Source organism: Nonomuraea indica (assembly GCF_002850745.1).
Taxonomy (GTDB): Bacteria; Actinomycetota; Actinomycetes; order Streptosporangiales; family Streptosporangiaceae; genus Nonomuraea; species Nonomuraea indica.
In genome coordinates, this window is the sequence record NZ_PJOK01000068.1 from 76428 (window position 1) to 92040 (window position 15613).

The window sequence follows — 15613 nt, forward strand, 5'->3', positions numbered from 1 at the left end:
TCAGGCATGCTGGCCCTGCGTACGGCGGCCCGGCTCGGGTACGAGCCCGTGCTGCTGACCTCCGATCCCGCACGCTACCGGGGGCTGCGCGAGACGGGAGCGCAGGTGGTGCGGTGCGACACCTCCCGCGTGACGGCGGTGCGGCCGGCGCTGCCGGGCAGGGTCGCCGGTGTCACCACGACGAGCGAGTTCTTCCTGCCCGTGGCCGCGGCGTTGGCGCAGGAACTCGGGCTGCCCGGCAATCCGGTGGACGTCGTACGAACATGCCGGGACAAATCCGCGGTCAGGCGGCGCCTGGCCGAAGCCGGGATACCACAGCCGCGCTGGGCCTGCGCCCGCTCGCCCGAGGAGATCCCCGACGCCGTCGCGGCTGTCGGGCTGCCGTGCGTGGTCAAGCCGGTGGACGACTCCGGCTCGGCCAACGTGCGCATCTGCGGAACCGTACGCGAGGCGCAGGCCCAGGCACGGGCCGTGCTCGCGGTCCGCCACAACGTCAGGGGCCAGCCGACAGCGGGTGTCGCCCTCGTGGAGGAGTACGTGGCGGGGCCCGAATACAGCGTCGAGATGTTCTCCGGACGGTGCGTCGGCGTCACCCGGAAAGTGATGGGCGCGCCGCCGTACTGTGTGGAGCTCGGCCATCTCCATCCCGCCGACGCCGACCCCGCGCTGGCCGAGACCGTACGCGCCGCCCTCAAAGCGCTCGACGTCCGCGTCGGACCCACCCACACCGAGATCAAGGCAGGCGCGCTCATCGAGATCAACTGCCGTCTCGCCGGCGGCATGATCCCCGAGCTCATCCGCCTGGCACGCGGCGTCGACCTGCTGGAGCAGCAGGTGCGTTGCGCCGTCGGGGCCGCCCCCGACCTCGAACCCCGGACGGACGGCTGGGCGGGCATCCGGTTCTTCACCGCCCGCCGCACCGGGACGCTGCGTGACGTCCTCGGCCTGGACCACGCCCGCCGTACGCCCGGCGTCACCCAGGTCACGATGACCGCGCGGCGGGGCGCACCGGTGCGCCCGCCCCGGACCGCCTACGACCGGCTCGGCTTCGTCATCGCGGCGGGCGATTCCCCTGCCGCCGTCACCGCGTCGCTGTCCGCCGCTGCCCGCCGCGTGGTCCCGGTGATCACCGCGCGGACCGCTTCGACCGCGTAGTCCACATCGTCCAGGCCGACCCCGACATGCGTCACCGCCCTCAGCCGCTCGTGCCCCAGCTCCGCCACCGCCACCCCCCGCGCGCCCACCTCCTCGATGAAACGCCCGTGGTCCATGCCCGGCACCCGGAAGAACACCATGTTCATCCCGCTGGACACCACCTCGACGCCCGGCGTGGCCGCCAGTCCCTCCGCCAGCCGCCCAGCGGTCTCGTGGTCGTGCGCCAGCCGGTCCCTGTTCTTCAGCGCCACGATCCCCGCCGCGGCCAGAACCCCGCTCTGCCGCATCCCGCCGCCGAGCATCTTGCGGATACGCCGTACCTCCCGGACGAACGCCGCCCGCCCCACCACGACGGACCCGACGGGCGCCCCGAGCCCCTTGGACAGGCAGAACTGGACGGAGTCCGCGCAGGCGGCGATCTCCTGGGCGGGCACCCCGCTGCTCACCGCGGCGTTGAAGATCCTCGCCCCGTCGAGATGCACCGCGATCCCATGACGCCGCGCCAGCTCCGCCACCTCCCGCACGCGGGCCTCGGGGAGGATCTTCGCCCCGGCGTGGTTGGCCGGGTTCTCCAGGCACAACACCCTCGGCACCGCGAACTGCGGATCGTCCACGTCGCCGGGCAAGGCCGCCAGGATGTCACCCGGCTCGAAACCGCCGTCGGCCCGATTCAGGATCGGGCGATACACCACCCCGCCGCACACCGAGGCCCCTCCAGCCTCATACCGGTAGATGTCCGAATCCATCCCTACGAGCGCCGCGCTCCCACGCGGGCAGTGCGCCATGATGGCGGACAGGTTGGCCATGGTCCCGCTCGGCATGAAACACCCCGCCTCCTTGCCGAGCACCCGCGCGGCCATCCCCTCCAGCTCCCGGACGGTGGGGTCCTCCCCGTAGACGTCGTCCCCCAGCTCGGCCGCCACCATGGCCTCACGCATCTCCCGGGTCGGCAGGGTGAAGGTGTCACTCCGAAGCTCGACCCGGCGGGATGTCACGCGCATCAACGGCCTCCTCTACGTCGCCACTGCGACCGAGGCTCGCCCGCGTCGCTATCCACCCGCCTTCCGCCACCTATCCTCCGCACCCGATCCACGGCCGGACACCCCCGGCGGCCCGCCTTGGTCACCGCGCCACCCCCTTCCCCCCGGCTGTCCGCCCGGTGAAAGCTCCTGACGGCCGATGCGCAGTACGATGGGCATCGATGATCACAAGTCCAAGCCTGCGGCCGGCCGAACCCGGCGACTACGATCGCATCGTCGGCGTGGTGGACGACTGGTGGGGACGGCCGATGCGCTCGCTCCTGCCCCGGCTGTTCCTCGACCACTTCCACCGCACCAGCCTGGTGGCCGAGGACGACGACCGGCTGGCGGGGTTCCTCATCGGATTCCTCTCACCCTCGGTGCCCGACACCGCCTACATCCACTTCGTCAGCGTCGCGCCCGAACTCCGCGGCAGCGGGCTGGCCCGCCGTCTCTACCAGCGGTTCTTCGACATCGCCGCAGCCGAGCATCGGGTGAGGATCCAGGCGATCACCTCACCGCAGAACCACGCTTCCGTCGCCTTTCACACCGCGATGGGCTTCACGGTCACCGGCCCCGTCATCGACTACGACGGCCCGACAGCCGACCGGATCGTCTTCCAGCTCCACCAACCGCCGCGACGGTGACGCCGCCCCGGGCCTGTCCTCGCGTCGGCGGGGCGAAACGGTCTCGGTTCAGGCGTACGCGTACGGTGACGGATGGCGTGAACCAGATCGACCGGGTGGGCGGAGGATGCGATGTCGGGAGAAGCACCCGCGGGCGGCCTGAGCGAGGACGTTAAGGTCTACGAAGTGGACCGCGAAGGCGACGAGGACAGCCCCTGCGGAGATCGTCTGCCCACAGTCCTCGGCGGGCTCGCACTCGTCGAGCCGCCGCCAGAGGCAGACCGATGAGACCCTTGCCGACGAGCAGGCGCAGTCCCGAGCCGAGGGAGCCGCAGGCGGGCAAGGCGCCGCCGTAGGCGCGCTCCGGTGCAAATGGGATTCTCACATTCAGAAATGACAATACAAAAGAGTCGTGCCATGCAGACGGCACCGCGGCGATCTCAACCAGCTCACCCGGCTTAGAGGGTGTCTTGGAACTGGCTGAAACGATTTTTCCGGGACAAAGACGAGACGCATCAGCTTCGGACCTTTCTTGGAGAGACACCGCGGAGCTGCGACGGTTTAGCACTCGTGTGTGCGGATGTTCACTGTCTGGTAGAAGACGCATGCAAAAGGAGATCTTGGATGGTAGCTTCGCGAGATGCGTGCGCAGTTAGCGATGTTGAGCAGTGAAGTGCCCTCCTCGTCCCGGATCATGGACTTCACGTTGGTCGAGACCGCGGCTGGGCCGCTCGTGGTCTGCGCCGACTCCAGGTATGGAGGAGTGTGGACGTGGGATCCCCTGCGAGACGTGTGGCATGAGCGGCCGCTGGCCTTCGCCTGCGCGGGGGACCCGCTGACCGCCCAGTATCCCAATGCTGACAACGACATCCATTCGGTAGCCGCGGTCATGTCCGAAGGCAGGGTGGTCCTAGCGGCGGGAGGCGATGAACAGGGGTTTGCCTTCTGGGATTTGGATAGCGGCGAACTGATCCGGGGCGCACGTTTCGACGATCCTTACCTTGCTGCCATCACCGAGGTGCGGGGTGAGGGGCCGCCGTTGTTCGTGACCGCGACGCAGTACGCGGAGGAGATCTTGGTGTGGGGGCCGTCCGCGGAGGCGCCGCTGGAACTGGTCAACGAGGTCGGCCGCATCGCCTGCCTCACGGCCTCACACAGCCTTGGCTTCTCGCTGGCGGCGGCGGGCGGGATGGACGAAGGAGTGGCTGTGTGGGATCTGACAACGGGCGAGGAAGTGAGGAAGTTCGACACCGACGAGAAACGTGTACTGGCCGTCTCATTGACGAGGCTGACGGGTGACCCGATCCTGGTGGCGGGTGTTGAGGACGAGATCCATGTGTGGGGCCTGACTGACGAGCACGGGGATGACCCCATCCGCGATCCGCTGACTGGCCACGAGGACGCCGTCGAAGCCATGGATACGGCGGTGATCGGTGAGCGTGCCCTGGCGGTGAGCGGGGGCGCCGACGCGACGGTGCGCCTCTGGGACCTGACGACCGGCACGCAACTCGGCGATCCGCTGATCGGCCACGAGGGGAGAGTCGACACGGTTCAGACCGCCATCCTCAAGGGGCGCCACGTCGCCCTGAGCGCGGGCCGGGACAGCAGAATCAACATCTGGGACCTGGAAGCCTTAGCGCAGTAGAGGAACTTCAGGCGGCCTGGGGAGCGGATGCTGGCCTTCGAGTCCAGGCCGGGGGCCTGTTCCGGGTCAGCCGCCTGGTCATGAGTGTGATCGCGGCAATGGTCAGGTGGGCCTCGCTGTGCGACGGTTTGCGTTCGAAGTCGACCACATTGCGACGAGCGTTCATCATCCAGGACAGGGACCTCTCGACGATCCAACGTCTCGCGAGCACTTCGAATCCCGTCTGACCAGGCCGTTTGGTCACGATCTTCAGGGTGAGGCGCAGGAAGCGGCGGGCCCACTCGACCAGCGTCCCGGCGTAGGCGCTGTCGCCCCAGATGAGGGTGAGCTGCGGGTGCAGCATCCGCAGCCGGGCCGGTAACTCCCGGGCGGCGTCGCGGTCGGGCTGCCCGGCGGCCGTGACAATGACCATCATGAGCAGGCCGAAGGTGTCCACGACCAGATGGCGTTTTCTCCCCGGCACCCTTTTCCCTGCGTCATAAGACCGGGAGCGGCCGGTGACGGTGGCCGCGGCGCGCACCGACTGGGAGTCGATGACGCCAGCGACCGGGTTGGGGCAGCGCCCGGCGCGCAACCGGATGGCGCGGCGAAGCTCATCACGGACCCGGTTGAAGACCCCGGCCCTGGTCCAGCGGCTGAAGAACCCGAACACGGTCTGGTAAGGCGGAAAGTCCGCGGGCAGGGCCCTCCACTTGCAGGCGTTGTCGGTCACGTACCTGATCGCGTCGATGATGTAGCGGCGGTGGTGCTTCTCCGGGCGCCCGCCTGTGCGCGTCTGGCAGGCGGGCACCGGCAGGAGGAGCTCGATCAGCGCCCACTCCTCATCGCTGGTGTCGGACGGATAACGACGCGGGCGCATCGACTCACGCTCGCCCGGCCTTGTTGAGCAGGCTCAGCGCTGCCTGCACCACGTTGAGCTGGCCCAGCACCAGGTTGACCCACTCCTCCTCCGGCCGGGCGGCCGCGTGCGGAGCGACCGTCGCTGACAGCAGGCGACTGATTCGGGTCAGTTCGGTGCGCATCCGCGAGCGCTCGTAGGCGATCCAGCCATCGGGTTGGGAGGAGAAGCGGTAGCCGTCGGCATAAGTCCAGATCAGCGGGGTCAAGTGGGCCATCGCCGAGACCTCCCGGATGTAGAGGATGCCCTTGCGGACCTGATAGAGGCTCAGTTTGGTGGCGCCGACCAGTTGCCGGGCAGTCAGTCCGGCCGGGCGGGCCTCCAGCAGCGCGAGACGAACCTGGTCGCCGCAGACATTGGCGGCCAGGCCCCTGGAGGGCATGGCGCTACTCGCCGCGCAGCAAAAGTCGCGGCTGCGTTCGATCCGGGGCAGCGCGGGGTGCGCTCCCGGACCACCTCGCCGGCCTGCCGGGCCTGATCGACCTGCGCCCGGTTGACCAGATGCCGGGCGGTAGTGTCGGTCATCGCCTTGAAGGCGACCTCCGGGCGGCGCAGCAGATCGGTGGCCACGGCGGCGGCGACCTGCTCGTCTCGGGCCAGGTCGTGGATGCGCTCCACCTTCTGCTGCACTGAGGTGGTGTCGGCGAACTTCTGGTCGACGGCCTGCTTGGCGGCCGTGTCGGTCCACCGGTGCGTCTGGGTGCGCTTGTCCAGCGGAGGCTTGGTGATGCGCTCCCACCGCTCCTCATCGTCGCGGAGCGAGGCCCAGCGTCTTGTGAATGTAGTACGGGACCTCGTACCGGCGGTGCTGGGCCGGCCAACGGGAGGCCACCCAGCGATAGGTCTCCAGTCTGGAGTTCAACCAGTTCCCGGCCGCGAGTGATGATCTGTTCGTACCGCTCCTGGCTGACATGACCGATCATGGTCAGCATGGTCCGCTCTCCCCTCGCACGCGACGTACGGGACAACGGCGGGATGCGGACCACCAACACCAAGCATCCTATTGATCGCGCCTAGTGACAATCCCTGGCAAACAAGGTCTTTTGTGTTCCCTAACGATCATCAACAGGATCAAAAACACCTTCTTAGCGAGCGTCGCTTATGATCACGCGGATGACCGACATCAGCGGCCCCCCGATCGCCCGAGTGGACGTGGTGCGCGACGTTCACCACGGCGTCACACTCGACGATGCCTACCGGTGGATGGAGGCGGACGGCGAGGAGTTCCACCGCTGGCTCGACGGCCAGGCCGGCCATGCCCGCAAGCAGCTGGACACCCTGCCCCGCCGGGAGGAGCTGCTGACCCGGATCCGCGAGCTGGGCGGCGCGCTCCCGCAGTACTCGGACTTCACACCGGCGGGCGACAGGATCTTCTACCTGGCGCGCGAACCGGGCGCCGACGTCCTCGTGCTGATGGTGCGTGAGCCCGAGGGAGCGAGCAGGGTCCTGTTCGACCCGGACACCGTGCCCGGCGAGGCGCACCACGCCATCGCCTGGTACGTGCCCTCTCCCGACGGCCGCCACATCGCCTGCGCCGTCTTCCCGTCCGGGTCGGAGGAGAGCACGATCCAGGTCATTGACGTCGGCTCCGGCGCCATCCTGGAGACGATCCCGCCCACGACGCGCTTCGCCTTCCTGAGCTGGCTGGAGGACGGCCGGTCGTTCGTCTACCACCGCTTCGTGGCTCCTCCGGCGGGCGCTCCGCCCGAGAAGCGCCGCCTGGACAGCCGTTCCTTCCTGCACCGGCTGGGCACCGACCCGGCGCGGGATGAGGTGGTGCTGGCACGCGGGCTCAACCCCCACGTCGAGCTGACCCCCCAGGATCGGCCCTTCCTCGTGGCACCGCCGCGCGGCGAGTGGATGCTGGCGATCGTCTCCCACGGCGCACTCGGCCCCTGGACCAGCGAACAGCTGAGCGATTGCTCACTGTACGTGGCGCCACGAGCCGCGCTCGCCGATCCGGCCACCTGCCCGTGGCGGAAGGTCGCGGGCGTGGCCGACGGTGTGACCGCCTTCGCCACCAGCCACGACACCCTCTACCTGGTCTCCCACCGGGACGCGCCCCGCTCCCACGTGCTGGCCGTTCCGTTTGCCGTACCGGAACTGTCCCGAGCCCGGGTGGTCGTGCCCGCGGGTGAGCGCGTGGTGGAGGCGGTGCGGGTCGTCGGCGACCGGCTGCTGGTGCGCGATCTCGACGGTGGCGTCCATCGGATACGGCATGCGCCCCTGTCCGGCGGCGAGCCCGCCGACCTCCCGCTCCCGGTGGACGGCGCCATCTGGGAGTTGACCACCCACCCGGAACGACCCGAGGCCCTGCTGCTGGCGGCCGGTTGGACAGACGCGCCGCGGCTCTACCGCTACGACGGCGAAACCCTCCAGGACACCGGGCTGGCGCCCCGCTCACCGGTCGACTTCGGCGACGTGCACGCCCGCACCCTGCATGTGCCCGCGAGGGACGGAACACAGATCCCGCTCACCGTCATCCACCACAAGGACCTGGAGCTGGACGGCGACAACCCGGTCCTGCTCACCGGCTATGGCTCCCATGGCATGTCCGAGCTGCCGGAGTTCCGTCCCGAGATGCTCGCCTGGTACGAGCGCGGCGGCGTCTACGCCGTGGCGCACCTGCGCGGCGGCGGCGCCTATGGCCGGGAATGGCACGAGGCCGGGCGTGGCCTGCGCAAGGAGGCCACCATCACGGACTTCATCGACTGCGCCGAGCACCTCATCGCCCTGGGCTACACCCGGCAGGGACGGCTGGCCGGCGAGGGCGTCAGCGCCGGCGGCATCCCCGCCGGCGGCGCGCTGGTGCGCCGGCCGGAGCTGTGGGCTGCCATGGCGATGCAGGTGCCGACGGTCAACGCCACACGGACCGAGTTCACCGAGAGCGGGCCGATCAACGTGCCGGAGTTCGGCAGCGTCACCACCGAGGAGGGCCTGCGCGGTCTGCTGATCATCGATGCCTACCTGCGGGTCGAGGCCGACGTACCGTACCCGGCGGTGCTGCTGACCACCGGACGGCGCGACGCACGGGTGCCGCCGTGGCAGCCGGCGAAGCTGGCCGCCCGCCTGCAGGCGGCCAGCGCCTCCGGCCGGCCGGTACTGCTGCGTGTCGAGGAGCACGGCGGTCACGGCGCCGGCTCGACCCGCGAGCAGGAACATGCCCTGCTCGCTGATGTGCTGGCCTTCCTTTTGCACGCTTTCGAGGCGTCACGATGAGTACGACTGAGCCGCGGGCCCTTCGTCATGTCGCGTCGCCGTCGTCCGGCGGGCCGCTCGATCCCGGCCTGCGGGTGACGCCCCCGAAGTGACCGCATGGTGCCGCCGTGCCGTCGCTGAGTACCACGTGCCCGCCCCTACCCGGTCGCGGCCGGCATCGACGGGTCCGGTGCACCGCACAGCAGGAGCACACGGACCTGTGCGGTGTCGGTCGGGGCATCGAGCGCTCTCCTCAGCGATGCGTGGCCGGTCAGTGGCGTCGGAGGCCCGGGTCGTGTTCGGCGAGCGCGGCGGCGACGGCTTCGGTGCTGGGCTGAACGCAACCTCCGAGAGCGGCTTCACCATAGGGGGTCCTGCGCCAGGTAGGCCTGACGCGGGGCCGAGCACGCTGTTCGGCATCGCGCAGCCCGCTGCTGGCCCTTCCTCTCCTACTCGTGGAGATCGCATCCAACCGGCCGCCGAGGGGGCGGACCCAGTGTTGTCCCCGGGTGAACCGGTCGACGTCCAAGCGCACGCCGGTCATCGCCTCCACGGTCGCCAGCGCGGTCTCCCACTCCGGGTACGCAGCGGAGGGTGTCACACCGGCCTGGTCGTCTGTCCGCTTCTGATCGGCAAGAGCGCGCAGGGCCCCCAGGCAGGAATCCAGCGCGCGGGGAGTTCGGCCCCAGCACTGTGAAGGCTCGGGACGAAGGGCGTCCATCTCGGTGACGAGCTGCCCATCGGCGGCGTGGAACAACCTGTTCGCAGCATTGATCAGATACCAGAAGCCCCACGCCTGCGCGTTCTCGGTCAGACGGGCCCATATGTCGGGACCGTCGATGTAGACGTCCGCCGCCAGCAGGATCACGCCGTGGTCGCTCTGTTCCAGCACGGCATGTTCCGCTGGTTCCAGCACCGTTCGCAGGCTCGTCATGTCGAGGTCAGCGCCCAGCCGGCGAGCGACATCGGCGACCGTGAGGGGCTGCTCACGGCCTCGCACGACCATCCAGAACAGCGCGTCGGTGCTGCCGCCCCTCACCCGTTCCAGATCGTTCAGGAGCTGCGTGTAGTAGTTGATCATCTCAGGCGTGACGGAACTCATGCGTCTCCTCCTCGAACCCTGGACCCGGCTCGCATCGGCGATGGCACGCTTACGTCTGCGATGGTCACGGCCTTGCCTGCCCCCCTTTTCGGGTTGGGCCCACGGCTGGGGGCCGATGGCGAACAAAGCCGGCGCGACTCGGCGACACCGTGATTCCGGCTCGCTACCGCAAAGGCAAGCGGCCCTGTCATGACGTGGAGGCCGGAGCCGTGGATCGGGTTCGCGGGGCCGGCAGGCGGAACAGGTGGTGAAGCCGGCGCAGGGCCTGCCGGTCGCCGGAGGCGGAGGCGGCGCCGCCGCTGATCGCTTCGTCGAGGGTCGACCTGCTGGCCGCGAGGTCGCGAAAAGTCTCCCTGCTGGTTGTGATGACGACGTCAGGGTGTTGGGCCGGGCCGTGCACGGTTTCGATGGTGCCGTCGTCGATGCGGGCGTGGAAGACCTCCTCCTCCACGCGAAACTCGTACAGCGCCCGCAGGCCCCTGGCGGCCTCGGCGTCGAAGCACGCCTTCAGGCCGAGCACGGCCCAGCCGGGGTGGAAACTCTCCTGGTCGCGGGGTTCGCCCATGGCCCATGCCAGCCCCCACCGGGCCAGGGCCATCACCACCGGCTCGAGGTCTTCACCGGCCGGGGTGAGGGCGTAGGCGGGGGTACGGGCCGGCGGCGGCAGGGTGACCTTGCGGGCCAGCCCTTCGCGTTCCAGGTGTTTCATCCGTGCCGCCAGCAGGCCGGTGCCGAGGCCGCGCAGGCTGTGTTGCAGGTCGCTGAACCGTTTGGGGCCGGTCAGCAGCTCACGGATCAGCAGCAGCGTCCACCGTTCGCCTATGAGGTCGAGGGTGCGCGCGGTCGCGCAGTACTGGTTGTAGTTCCGCTGTTCCACTTCTCCATTTTAACCTTACAACTTCTCGTTATTGAACTGATATGCGTGAGCGTCCAGGAGGAGCCGGGCCAGTGCCTGCGGCTGGGTGAGCATCACGTCGTGCGGGGCGTCCATGGCGATGATCCGGTACCCGATCGCCGCGGCGAACCGGTCGAACGGGTACGTCTGCGGCCGGCAGCAGATGGCTGTGCCAGGAATGTCGTCGACGGCTCCCCTCAGCCGGGTCGCTTCGGCGAACGTACGCAGAGGTTGTGGCCGCAGGCGCGGGGCCAGCCAGCGCACGTCGTCGGGATCGGTGATGCCGAAGCTCGCCGGGGGTGGGGCGGGGATGTGACGACCGCCCGCGGTGGTACGGGCGGCAGCGTGGATCGCGTCGACGAAGGTGCCGGGCGCCAGACTGAACATGCCGGCGCCGTCGCCACCGGCCCAGCCGTCGATCAGGATGATGTGACCGATCAGATCGGGTCGCCGGTCGGCGGCCTGCCGGACGATCAACCCCGCGTAGCTGTGCCCGACCAGCACCACGTCGTCGTCGGCCGTCGCGGCGACGTCGAGGCAGGCAAGGACCTCATCGACGTGGGCGTCCAGGCCGGCGTCGCCTTCCAGCGTGAGGGAGGGCGTCAGAGTACGCGTTCCGGCCTCCCGCAGGAGCGGGGTGAGACGCTCCCAGGCGGATGGGCCGTGCCAGGCGCCGTGTACGAGAACGAAGGTGGTCATGCTGTTCCCTTCACATCAAGCAGGGGCAGGACGTGGCCGGCGAAGTTCTCCAGGGCCGCGAGATGGTCGTCGGCGGCGAGCCGGATCACCACATGCCGAGCACCGGCCTCGGCGTAGGAGGTGAGCCAGTCCGCGGCCGCGCGAGCCGTACCGGCGAACATGGCCTGAACGCCTTCGACGGCCTCCAGAGGTGCGTTGTAGTAGCGTTCGATGCTCGCGCGCAGGCGGTTCCGCGCCCGCCCGGGGTCCTCGTCCAGGCACAGGGTCGCGTACAGGGCGGGAGCGATCGGCCGGGCCGCGCTCCGCTGGAGCGCGGCCCACTCCCGGGCGTAGGTGTGCGCCTGGGGCGGGTAGGGCAGCCAGCCGTCGGCCAGGCGGGCCACGCGTCGCAGCGCCGCTTCGCCACCTCCGGCCAGCCAGATCGGCGGGCCTGCCGGCCGATCGGGCGCGGGAGCCAGGGTCACGCCGTGGAACTCGAAGTGCCGGCCGGCGTAGGAGACCTCCCGGCCGCTCCACAGGCGACGCATCACCTCGATCGATTCCTCGAGGCGGCTGACGCGGCGCGCGAAGGCGACCCCGAGCGCGGTGAACTGATCTTTCGTGCCGCGGTTGGGGAATCCGCCCCCCACGCCGACGATCAGGCGCCCGTCGGCGAGCCTGTCCAGGGTGGCGAGCTGGTGCGCGAGCAGGATGGGATGACGGAGCGCGGGCAGCAGTACGGCGGTGCCGAGCGTGATGCGGCGGGTGGCGACAGCCACGGCCGACAGCAGGAGCAAGGGGTCGGCTCGGGGCCGGGTGAGGGGGCTGTCGCCGGCCCACACGGAGTGGAATCCCAGCGCTTCGGCGCGCCGCGCCTGTTGAACCAGCTGCTCCAGGTTGTGATCGCCGCGTACGGCCTGGTCGCGTGTCGGCAACAGGTAGCCGATCTCTAACGGGGCCACGTGGTTCCTCTCTCGTCGCCGGCAGTGGTCGAGCCTATGGGATTGACTTCCTATTTTTGAAGTCTAAGATACATTTTCGAGTAGCAGACCCCTAGGGAGATCACCATGACGAACGCGCTCTACACCGCACAGGCACACGTTGTCGGAGGCCGGGCTGACGGGCACGGCCGCACTGCCGACGGCAGGCTGGAGGTGAACCTCAGGCAGCCCAAGGAACTGGGCGGGGACGGTGAAGGGACCAACCCCGAGCAACTGTTCGCCATCGGCTACGCCGCCTGCTTCGCCGCCTCGCTGGCCCTGGTCGGTCAGCGCAGACAGCTGCGCGGCGACGACGCGGCGATCGACTCGAAGGTCATGCTCATCCCCGCCGGCAACGGCGGCTTCAAGCTGGGCGTCGAACTGGAGATCAGCCTGCCGTCCATCACCGACCCCGACCAGGCCGCCGACCTGGTCCGGGTGGCGCACCAGGTCTGCCCCTACTCCAACGCCACCCGCGGCAACATCGAAGTGACGCTGGTCGTCAACGGCACACAGCTGTGACACGCCGCCGCGTACCGGGCCGGGGACGGCACGGACGAGGGCGACCGACCGGTCGACGATCGCCGGACGCCAGATCGGCTCGATGATGACCCTGTGCAGGTCGCTCCGCGCGTGCCACTTGCGAGCATGCGGCTCCTGGGCGGAGATCCTCCAGTGCCTGGACGGGTGCGCGACCCGCGGGCCATGAGGCGCTCGAAGGGGCGGGCAAGCGATCGGCTCCGTCGTGGAAGGCGCGCTCGTTCAGGTGGCCGGAGGTCGCCGCCCTCACCGCTCAGGTGGTGGCTGACGGTGGGGGCGGCCAGCCCGAACTGCGGGCTCCGCTGTGGGCACGTCGATCACCGCCCCCGGTACCAGCTCGCCGATTCCCAATCTTCCTGGTCGCGCTCATAAACTTCCGCCGGCGCCAGCAGGTCCGTCGCGCCGATGAAACGGAGAAACTCCGAGTCGAGGCAGTTGTCCCAATCATCGGCGCATCGGTGCTGCCATTCAGGGTCAGGATCGTTGTAACGCTCGTCGGACTGGAACGACGACCAATGCACGATCCGGCCTCGCCAGCGGTACTCGATCAACACGGCAGCCGACCCGGCCTCGGTGAGAGCAGCCAGCCAGGGCGGGTCGATGCTCGACAATTCCTCGCCGTGGATGTTCGGGGTGGTCGGGGTGGACAGAGGCAGGTCCGCCGGGTCTGGGGCCGGCGGGTCCACTGCGGCCGTGGCGCAGGGCCCGACGCTGGCGAAACGGTCGTTGCCGGTGCGGTAGCTGCCGGCGACCCGCAGCCGCCAGGAGCCATCCAGTTGTCGCCGCCACGGCGCTTCCGGCACCACGGGCGGTTGCCCGCCCGCGGTGATGACGCGGACTTCGTCGAAACCGTACCGGCAGAACCGACGCGGGCCGTCGTTGACATCGTCCTGCCAGATCACGTCCTCTGAACCGCCGTCGTTGAAGGACCGGCCCCAGATCGTGCTGTAGCGCCAGTACCCGATGTGATTCTCACAGAAATTCACGACATCGGGGCTCTTGCCGGAACCGTACTGGATCTCGGCGTAGCGCCCCTGCGGCCCGCACCGGACGCGAACCGGAACATGATAGGAACCGCGGGGCCCAAGCAACATCCAGGCGATCCACTGGGCCTCGACCTCATCGATGTGGTGACCAGGCTGCGCATAAACCCGGATGAAGTCGGTGAAGATATTCGACACCAGCCGATTCTGCCCATACGCCGAGGCCCGCACGACCGAAGGTGCAGGCAAGTCTGAACAAGATCGACGACCGATGCTCGGAACTCCTGCTCAACCCGCAGCTCAGCGCGCTGACTGCTGGCAAGCTTCGACCGGAACGGACACTTCTCGCGCGGGCGCGCGGCCGAGACCCGCGCTTCCCGCCCGCAGTCGGCGGCCGTCCGGCCGGCGTCCGTAGCCCGCTCCGAACGCTGCTGGCCCTCGGTGGGGTTTGTAGAGGGTGAGGGGTAGATTTTTGCATCTAGCCCGCCCCTTTACATTGTAGATTAACTAGCGGCGAGGCGCATCGATGACCATGTTCTTCCGGACGTCGGACACCGGCCCGGTGTCCGACGTCCGGCTGGTGGAGATGTCATCGGTCTCGGACCTCTCCCTGGCGCCCTACCCTGAGGCCACGTGCTGCCCGGAGATCCTGGCAGCGGTGACGATCCCCCCCAGCGGTGAGGCCGCCTATCCCCTACGGCAGGGTCAGTCCGGATGAACCTGCGCGTGAGCCTCTTCGAGAGAACGTCCCGCCAGGAGCGCCGCGACCACGCCGGCGAAGTTGGAGCACTCGAAGATGTCCTCGTGCGGGCAGGCCAAACCGTGGGCGATGGCGGTGCGTGCCACCTGTGCCTGGGCGATCCGTTGATCCAGCTCGGCGAGCTTGCGTTGGTACATCTCCCGCCGACCGTCGCTGACCGGCGAACGAGACGCGATGAACGCTTTGACCTCCCGCAACGTGAAACCGGCATCTCGCAGCGACAACACCACACCGACCAGCCCGACGACCGATGGCGGATAACGTCGTTGGCCTGAGACGCGGGCCGGCGCCGGCAGCAGGCCGAGCTCCTCCCAGTAGCGCAGAGCGGAGGTGGCGACGCCCGTGCGGCTCGCCAGCTCACCGATCGTCAACTGCTCGCTCATTTGACTTCAAGCATACTTGAAGCCGTTGACTGGCGATCATGAAGGCAGCAGGTACATCTCTCAAGCAACGCGCGCGCAGGAAACTGGTGCGCCAGGCCCATCAGCCCCGAGGCGTCATCGGGTGGGCGGTCGGCTGGATGTTCGCCCATCGTCCCTCCAACCGCAAGCGCAACATCTGGGCGGTGTCGCTGCTGGACGTGCAGCCCACCGACCGGGTGCTGGAGATCGGCTTCGGTCCCGGCGTCGCCATCGCCGAGTTCGCCGCCCGCGCCACCCGGGGCCACGTCTTCGGCATCGACCACTCGCAGGCCATGGTCCGGCAGGCCGCCCGTCGCAACGCCGCCGCCGTCCGCGCCCAGCGCGTGCACCTCACGCGCGCCTCCGTGGAGGAGCTGCCGAGCTTCGGCGATCCGCTCGATGCCATCCTCGCCGTCAACTCCGTGGGGTTCTGGCGCGACCCGGTGGAGCGGCTGGGCGAGCTGCGCCGCCTGCTCCGCCCCGCCGGGCGCATCGCGCTCGTCAGCCAGCCCCGCTGCCCCGGCGCCACCCGGAAGGACACGGCCCGAGCCGCCCAGGAACTGCGGGACATGCTCACCCGGGCCGGCTTCATCCATCTCCGGGTCGAGACCCTCGAGCTCGACCCGCCCGTGGCCTGTGTGCTCGCCGACAACCCGGCCGGCATGCCGTCTCCAGCGACCTGAGATGTCGGCTCACACGTCTCACAGCCCTCGGCGGCGGAGACGGGGCGATG

The 15613-nt window shown here is 69.3% G+C and carries 15 protein-coding genes and 1 pseudogene; 6 read left to right on the top strand and 10 right to left on the bottom strand.

The window, feature by feature from the left end; all coding sequences use genetic code 11:
• Window positions 1-6 precede the first annotated feature (6 nt).
• Window positions 7-1065, top strand: a pseudogene (locus tag CXR44_RS37565) (ATP-grasp domain-containing protein); the annotation flags it as partial.
• Here CXR44_RS37565 and CXR44_RS41475 read toward each other — a convergent pair.
• Window positions 1032-2156 carry a GntG family PLP-dependent aldolase gene (locus CXR44_RS41475; protein ID WP_101790926.1) on the bottom strand — a complete coding sequence of 375 codons (1125 nt, stop codon included), beginning with the start codon at window positions 2154-2156 and terminating at the stop codon, window positions 1032-1034. The pseudogene CXR44_RS37565 and the gene CXR44_RS41475 overlap by 34 nt on opposite strands.
• Before the next feature lie 200 nt (window positions 2157-2356).
• Between CXR44_RS41475 and CXR44_RS37575 the strand changes: the two genes are divergently transcribed.
• Entirely contained in the window at window positions 2357-2821 is a 465-nt protein-coding gene (locus tag CXR44_RS37575) for a GNAT family N-acetyltransferase (RefSeq protein ID WP_101790927.1), read from the top strand.
• Between the two features lie 619 nt (window positions 2822-3440).
• Window positions 3441-4445, top strand: a complete 1005-nt coding sequence (locus CXR44_RS37580; protein ID WP_101790928.1) for a WD40 repeat domain-containing protein — start codon at window positions 3441-3443, stop codon at window positions 4443-4445.
• A gap of 7 nt (window positions 4446-4452) precedes the next feature.
• Here the strand turns inward: CXR44_RS37580 and CXR44_RS37585 are convergent, their stop codons facing one another.
• From CXR44_RS37585 to CXR44_RS42275, 3 genes are read right to left on the bottom strand one after another with little or no spacing between them, the layout of a single operon-like run.
• Window positions 4453-5304 carry an IS5 family transposase gene (locus tag CXR44_RS37585; RefSeq protein ID WP_101790929.1) on the bottom strand — a complete coding sequence of 284 codons (852 nt, stop codon included), beginning with the start codon at window positions 5302-5304 and terminating at the stop codon, window positions 4453-4455.
• A gap of 4 nt (window positions 5305-5308) precedes the next feature.
• A complete protein-coding gene (locus tag CXR44_RS37590; RefSeq protein ID WP_101790930.1) occupies window positions 5309-5725 on the bottom strand; it encodes a hypothetical protein in 417 nt (138 codons plus the stop codon).
• Window positions 5644-6183, bottom strand: coding sequence for a DUF6192 family protein (locus CXR44_RS42275; RefSeq protein ID WP_219602259.1), 540 nt, complete (start codon window positions 6181-6183; stop codon window positions 5644-5646). The genes CXR44_RS37590 and CXR44_RS42275 overlap by 82 nt, the downstream gene beginning before the upstream one ends.
• A 273-nt stretch (window positions 6184-6456) precedes the next feature.
• Here CXR44_RS42275 and CXR44_RS37595 point away from each other — a divergent pair, with 273 nt between their 5' ends.
• A complete protein-coding gene (locus tag CXR44_RS37595) occupies window positions 6457-8562 on the top strand; it encodes a prolyl oligopeptidase family serine peptidase (protein ID WP_180903893.1) in 2106 nt (701 codons plus the stop codon).
• Window positions 8563-8812: 250 nt separating this feature from the next.
• Here the strand turns inward: CXR44_RS37595 and CXR44_RS37600 are convergent, their stop codons facing one another.
• The 4 genes from CXR44_RS37600 to CXR44_RS37615 form a co-directional block, all read right to left on the bottom strand.
• Complete coding sequence (locus tag CXR44_RS37600; protein WP_101790932.1) at window positions 8813-9643, bottom strand: hypothetical protein; 831 nt, start codon at window positions 9641-9643, stop codon at window positions 8813-8815.
• Between the two features lie 187 nt (window positions 9644-9830).
• Window positions 9831-10520, bottom strand: coding sequence for a winged helix-turn-helix transcriptional regulator (locus CXR44_RS37605; protein WP_101790933.1), 690 nt, complete (start codon window positions 10518-10520; stop codon window positions 9831-9833).
• Between the two features lie 15 nt (window positions 10521-10535).
• Complete coding sequence (locus CXR44_RS37610; RefSeq protein ID WP_101790934.1) at window positions 10536-11237, bottom strand: alpha/beta hydrolase; 702 nt, start codon at window positions 11235-11237, stop codon at window positions 10536-10538.
• A complete protein-coding gene (locus tag CXR44_RS37615) occupies window positions 11234-12178 on the bottom strand; it encodes an LLM class flavin-dependent oxidoreductase (RefSeq protein WP_101790935.1) in 945 nt (314 codons plus the stop codon). The genes CXR44_RS37610 and CXR44_RS37615 overlap by 4 nt, the downstream gene beginning before the upstream one ends.
• Window positions 12179-12283: 105 nt before the next feature.
• Here CXR44_RS37615 and CXR44_RS37620 point away from each other — a divergent pair, with 105 nt between their 5' ends.
• Window positions 12284-12718 carry an organic hydroperoxide resistance protein gene (locus tag CXR44_RS37620; protein WP_101790936.1) on the top strand — a complete coding sequence of 145 codons (435 nt, stop codon included), beginning with the start codon at window positions 12284-12286 and terminating at the stop codon, window positions 12716-12718.
• A gap of 335 nt (window positions 12719-13053) precedes the next feature.
• On the opposite strand, the gene CXR44_RS37625 is transcribed toward CXR44_RS37620, so the two are convergent.
• Together CXR44_RS37625 and CXR44_RS37635 are read right to left on the bottom strand one after the other, a co-directional pair.
• On the bottom strand, window positions 13054-13917 hold the full coding sequence (locus CXR44_RS37625; RefSeq protein WP_144070228.1) for a hypothetical protein: 864 nt from the start codon (window positions 13915-13917) through the stop codon (window positions 13054-13056).
• A 507-nt stretch (window positions 13918-14424) separates the two neighbouring features.
• Window positions 14425-14862, bottom strand: coding sequence for a MerR family transcriptional regulator (locus tag CXR44_RS37635; protein ID WP_101790939.1), 438 nt, complete (start codon window positions 14860-14862; stop codon window positions 14425-14427).
• Window positions 14863-14900: 38 nt separating this feature from the next.
• Here CXR44_RS37635 and CXR44_RS37640 point away from each other — a divergent pair, with 38 nt between their 5' ends.
• Window positions 14901-15563, top strand: a complete 663-nt coding sequence (locus CXR44_RS37640; protein WP_101790940.1) for a class I SAM-dependent methyltransferase — start codon at window positions 14901-14903, stop codon at window positions 15561-15563.
• Window positions 15564-15613 lie beyond the last annotated feature (50 nt).

Coding starts and splice junctions, on each gene's coding strand:
- CXR44_RS41475 (WP_101790926.1), bottom strand. CDS start 2,156: ATGCGCGTGACATCCCGCCGGGTCGAGCTTCGGAGTGACACCTTCACC.
- CXR44_RS37575 (WP_101790927.1), top strand. CDS start 2,357: ATGATCACAAGTCCAAGCCTGCGGCCGGCCGAACCCGGCGACTACGAT.
- CXR44_RS37580 (WP_101790928.1), top strand. CDS start 3,441: ATGCGTGCGCAGTTAGCGATGTTGAGCAGTGAAGTGCCCTCCTCGTCC.
- CXR44_RS37585 (WP_101790929.1), bottom strand. CDS start 5,304: ATGCGCCCGCGTCGTTATCCGTCCGACACCAGCGATGAGGAGTGGGCG.
- CXR44_RS37590 (WP_101790930.1), bottom strand. CDS start 5,725: ATGCCCTCCAGGGGCCTGGCCGCCAATGTCTGCGGCGACCAGGTTCGT.
- CXR44_RS37595 (WP_180903893.1), top strand. CDS start 6,457: ATGACCGACATCAGCGGCCCCCCGATCGCCCGAGTGGACGTGGTGCGC.
- CXR44_RS37600 (WP_101790932.1), bottom strand. CDS start 9,643: ATGAGTTCCGTCACGCCTGAGATGATCAACTACTACACGCAGCTCCTG.
- CXR44_RS37610 (WP_101790934.1), bottom strand. CDS start 11,237: ATGACCACCTTCGTTCTCGTACACGGCGCCTGGCACGGCCCATCCGCC.
- CXR44_RS37620 (WP_101790936.1), top strand. CDS start 12,284: ATGACGAACGCGCTCTACACCGCACAGGCACACGTTGTCGGAGGCCGG.
- CXR44_RS37635 (WP_101790939.1), bottom strand. CDS start 14,862: ATGAGCGAGCAGTTGACGATCGGTGAGCTGGCGAGCCGCACGGGCGTC.
- CXR44_RS37640 (WP_101790940.1), top strand. CDS start 14,901: ATGAAGGCAGCAGGTACATCTCTCAAGCAACGCGCGCGCAGGAAACTG.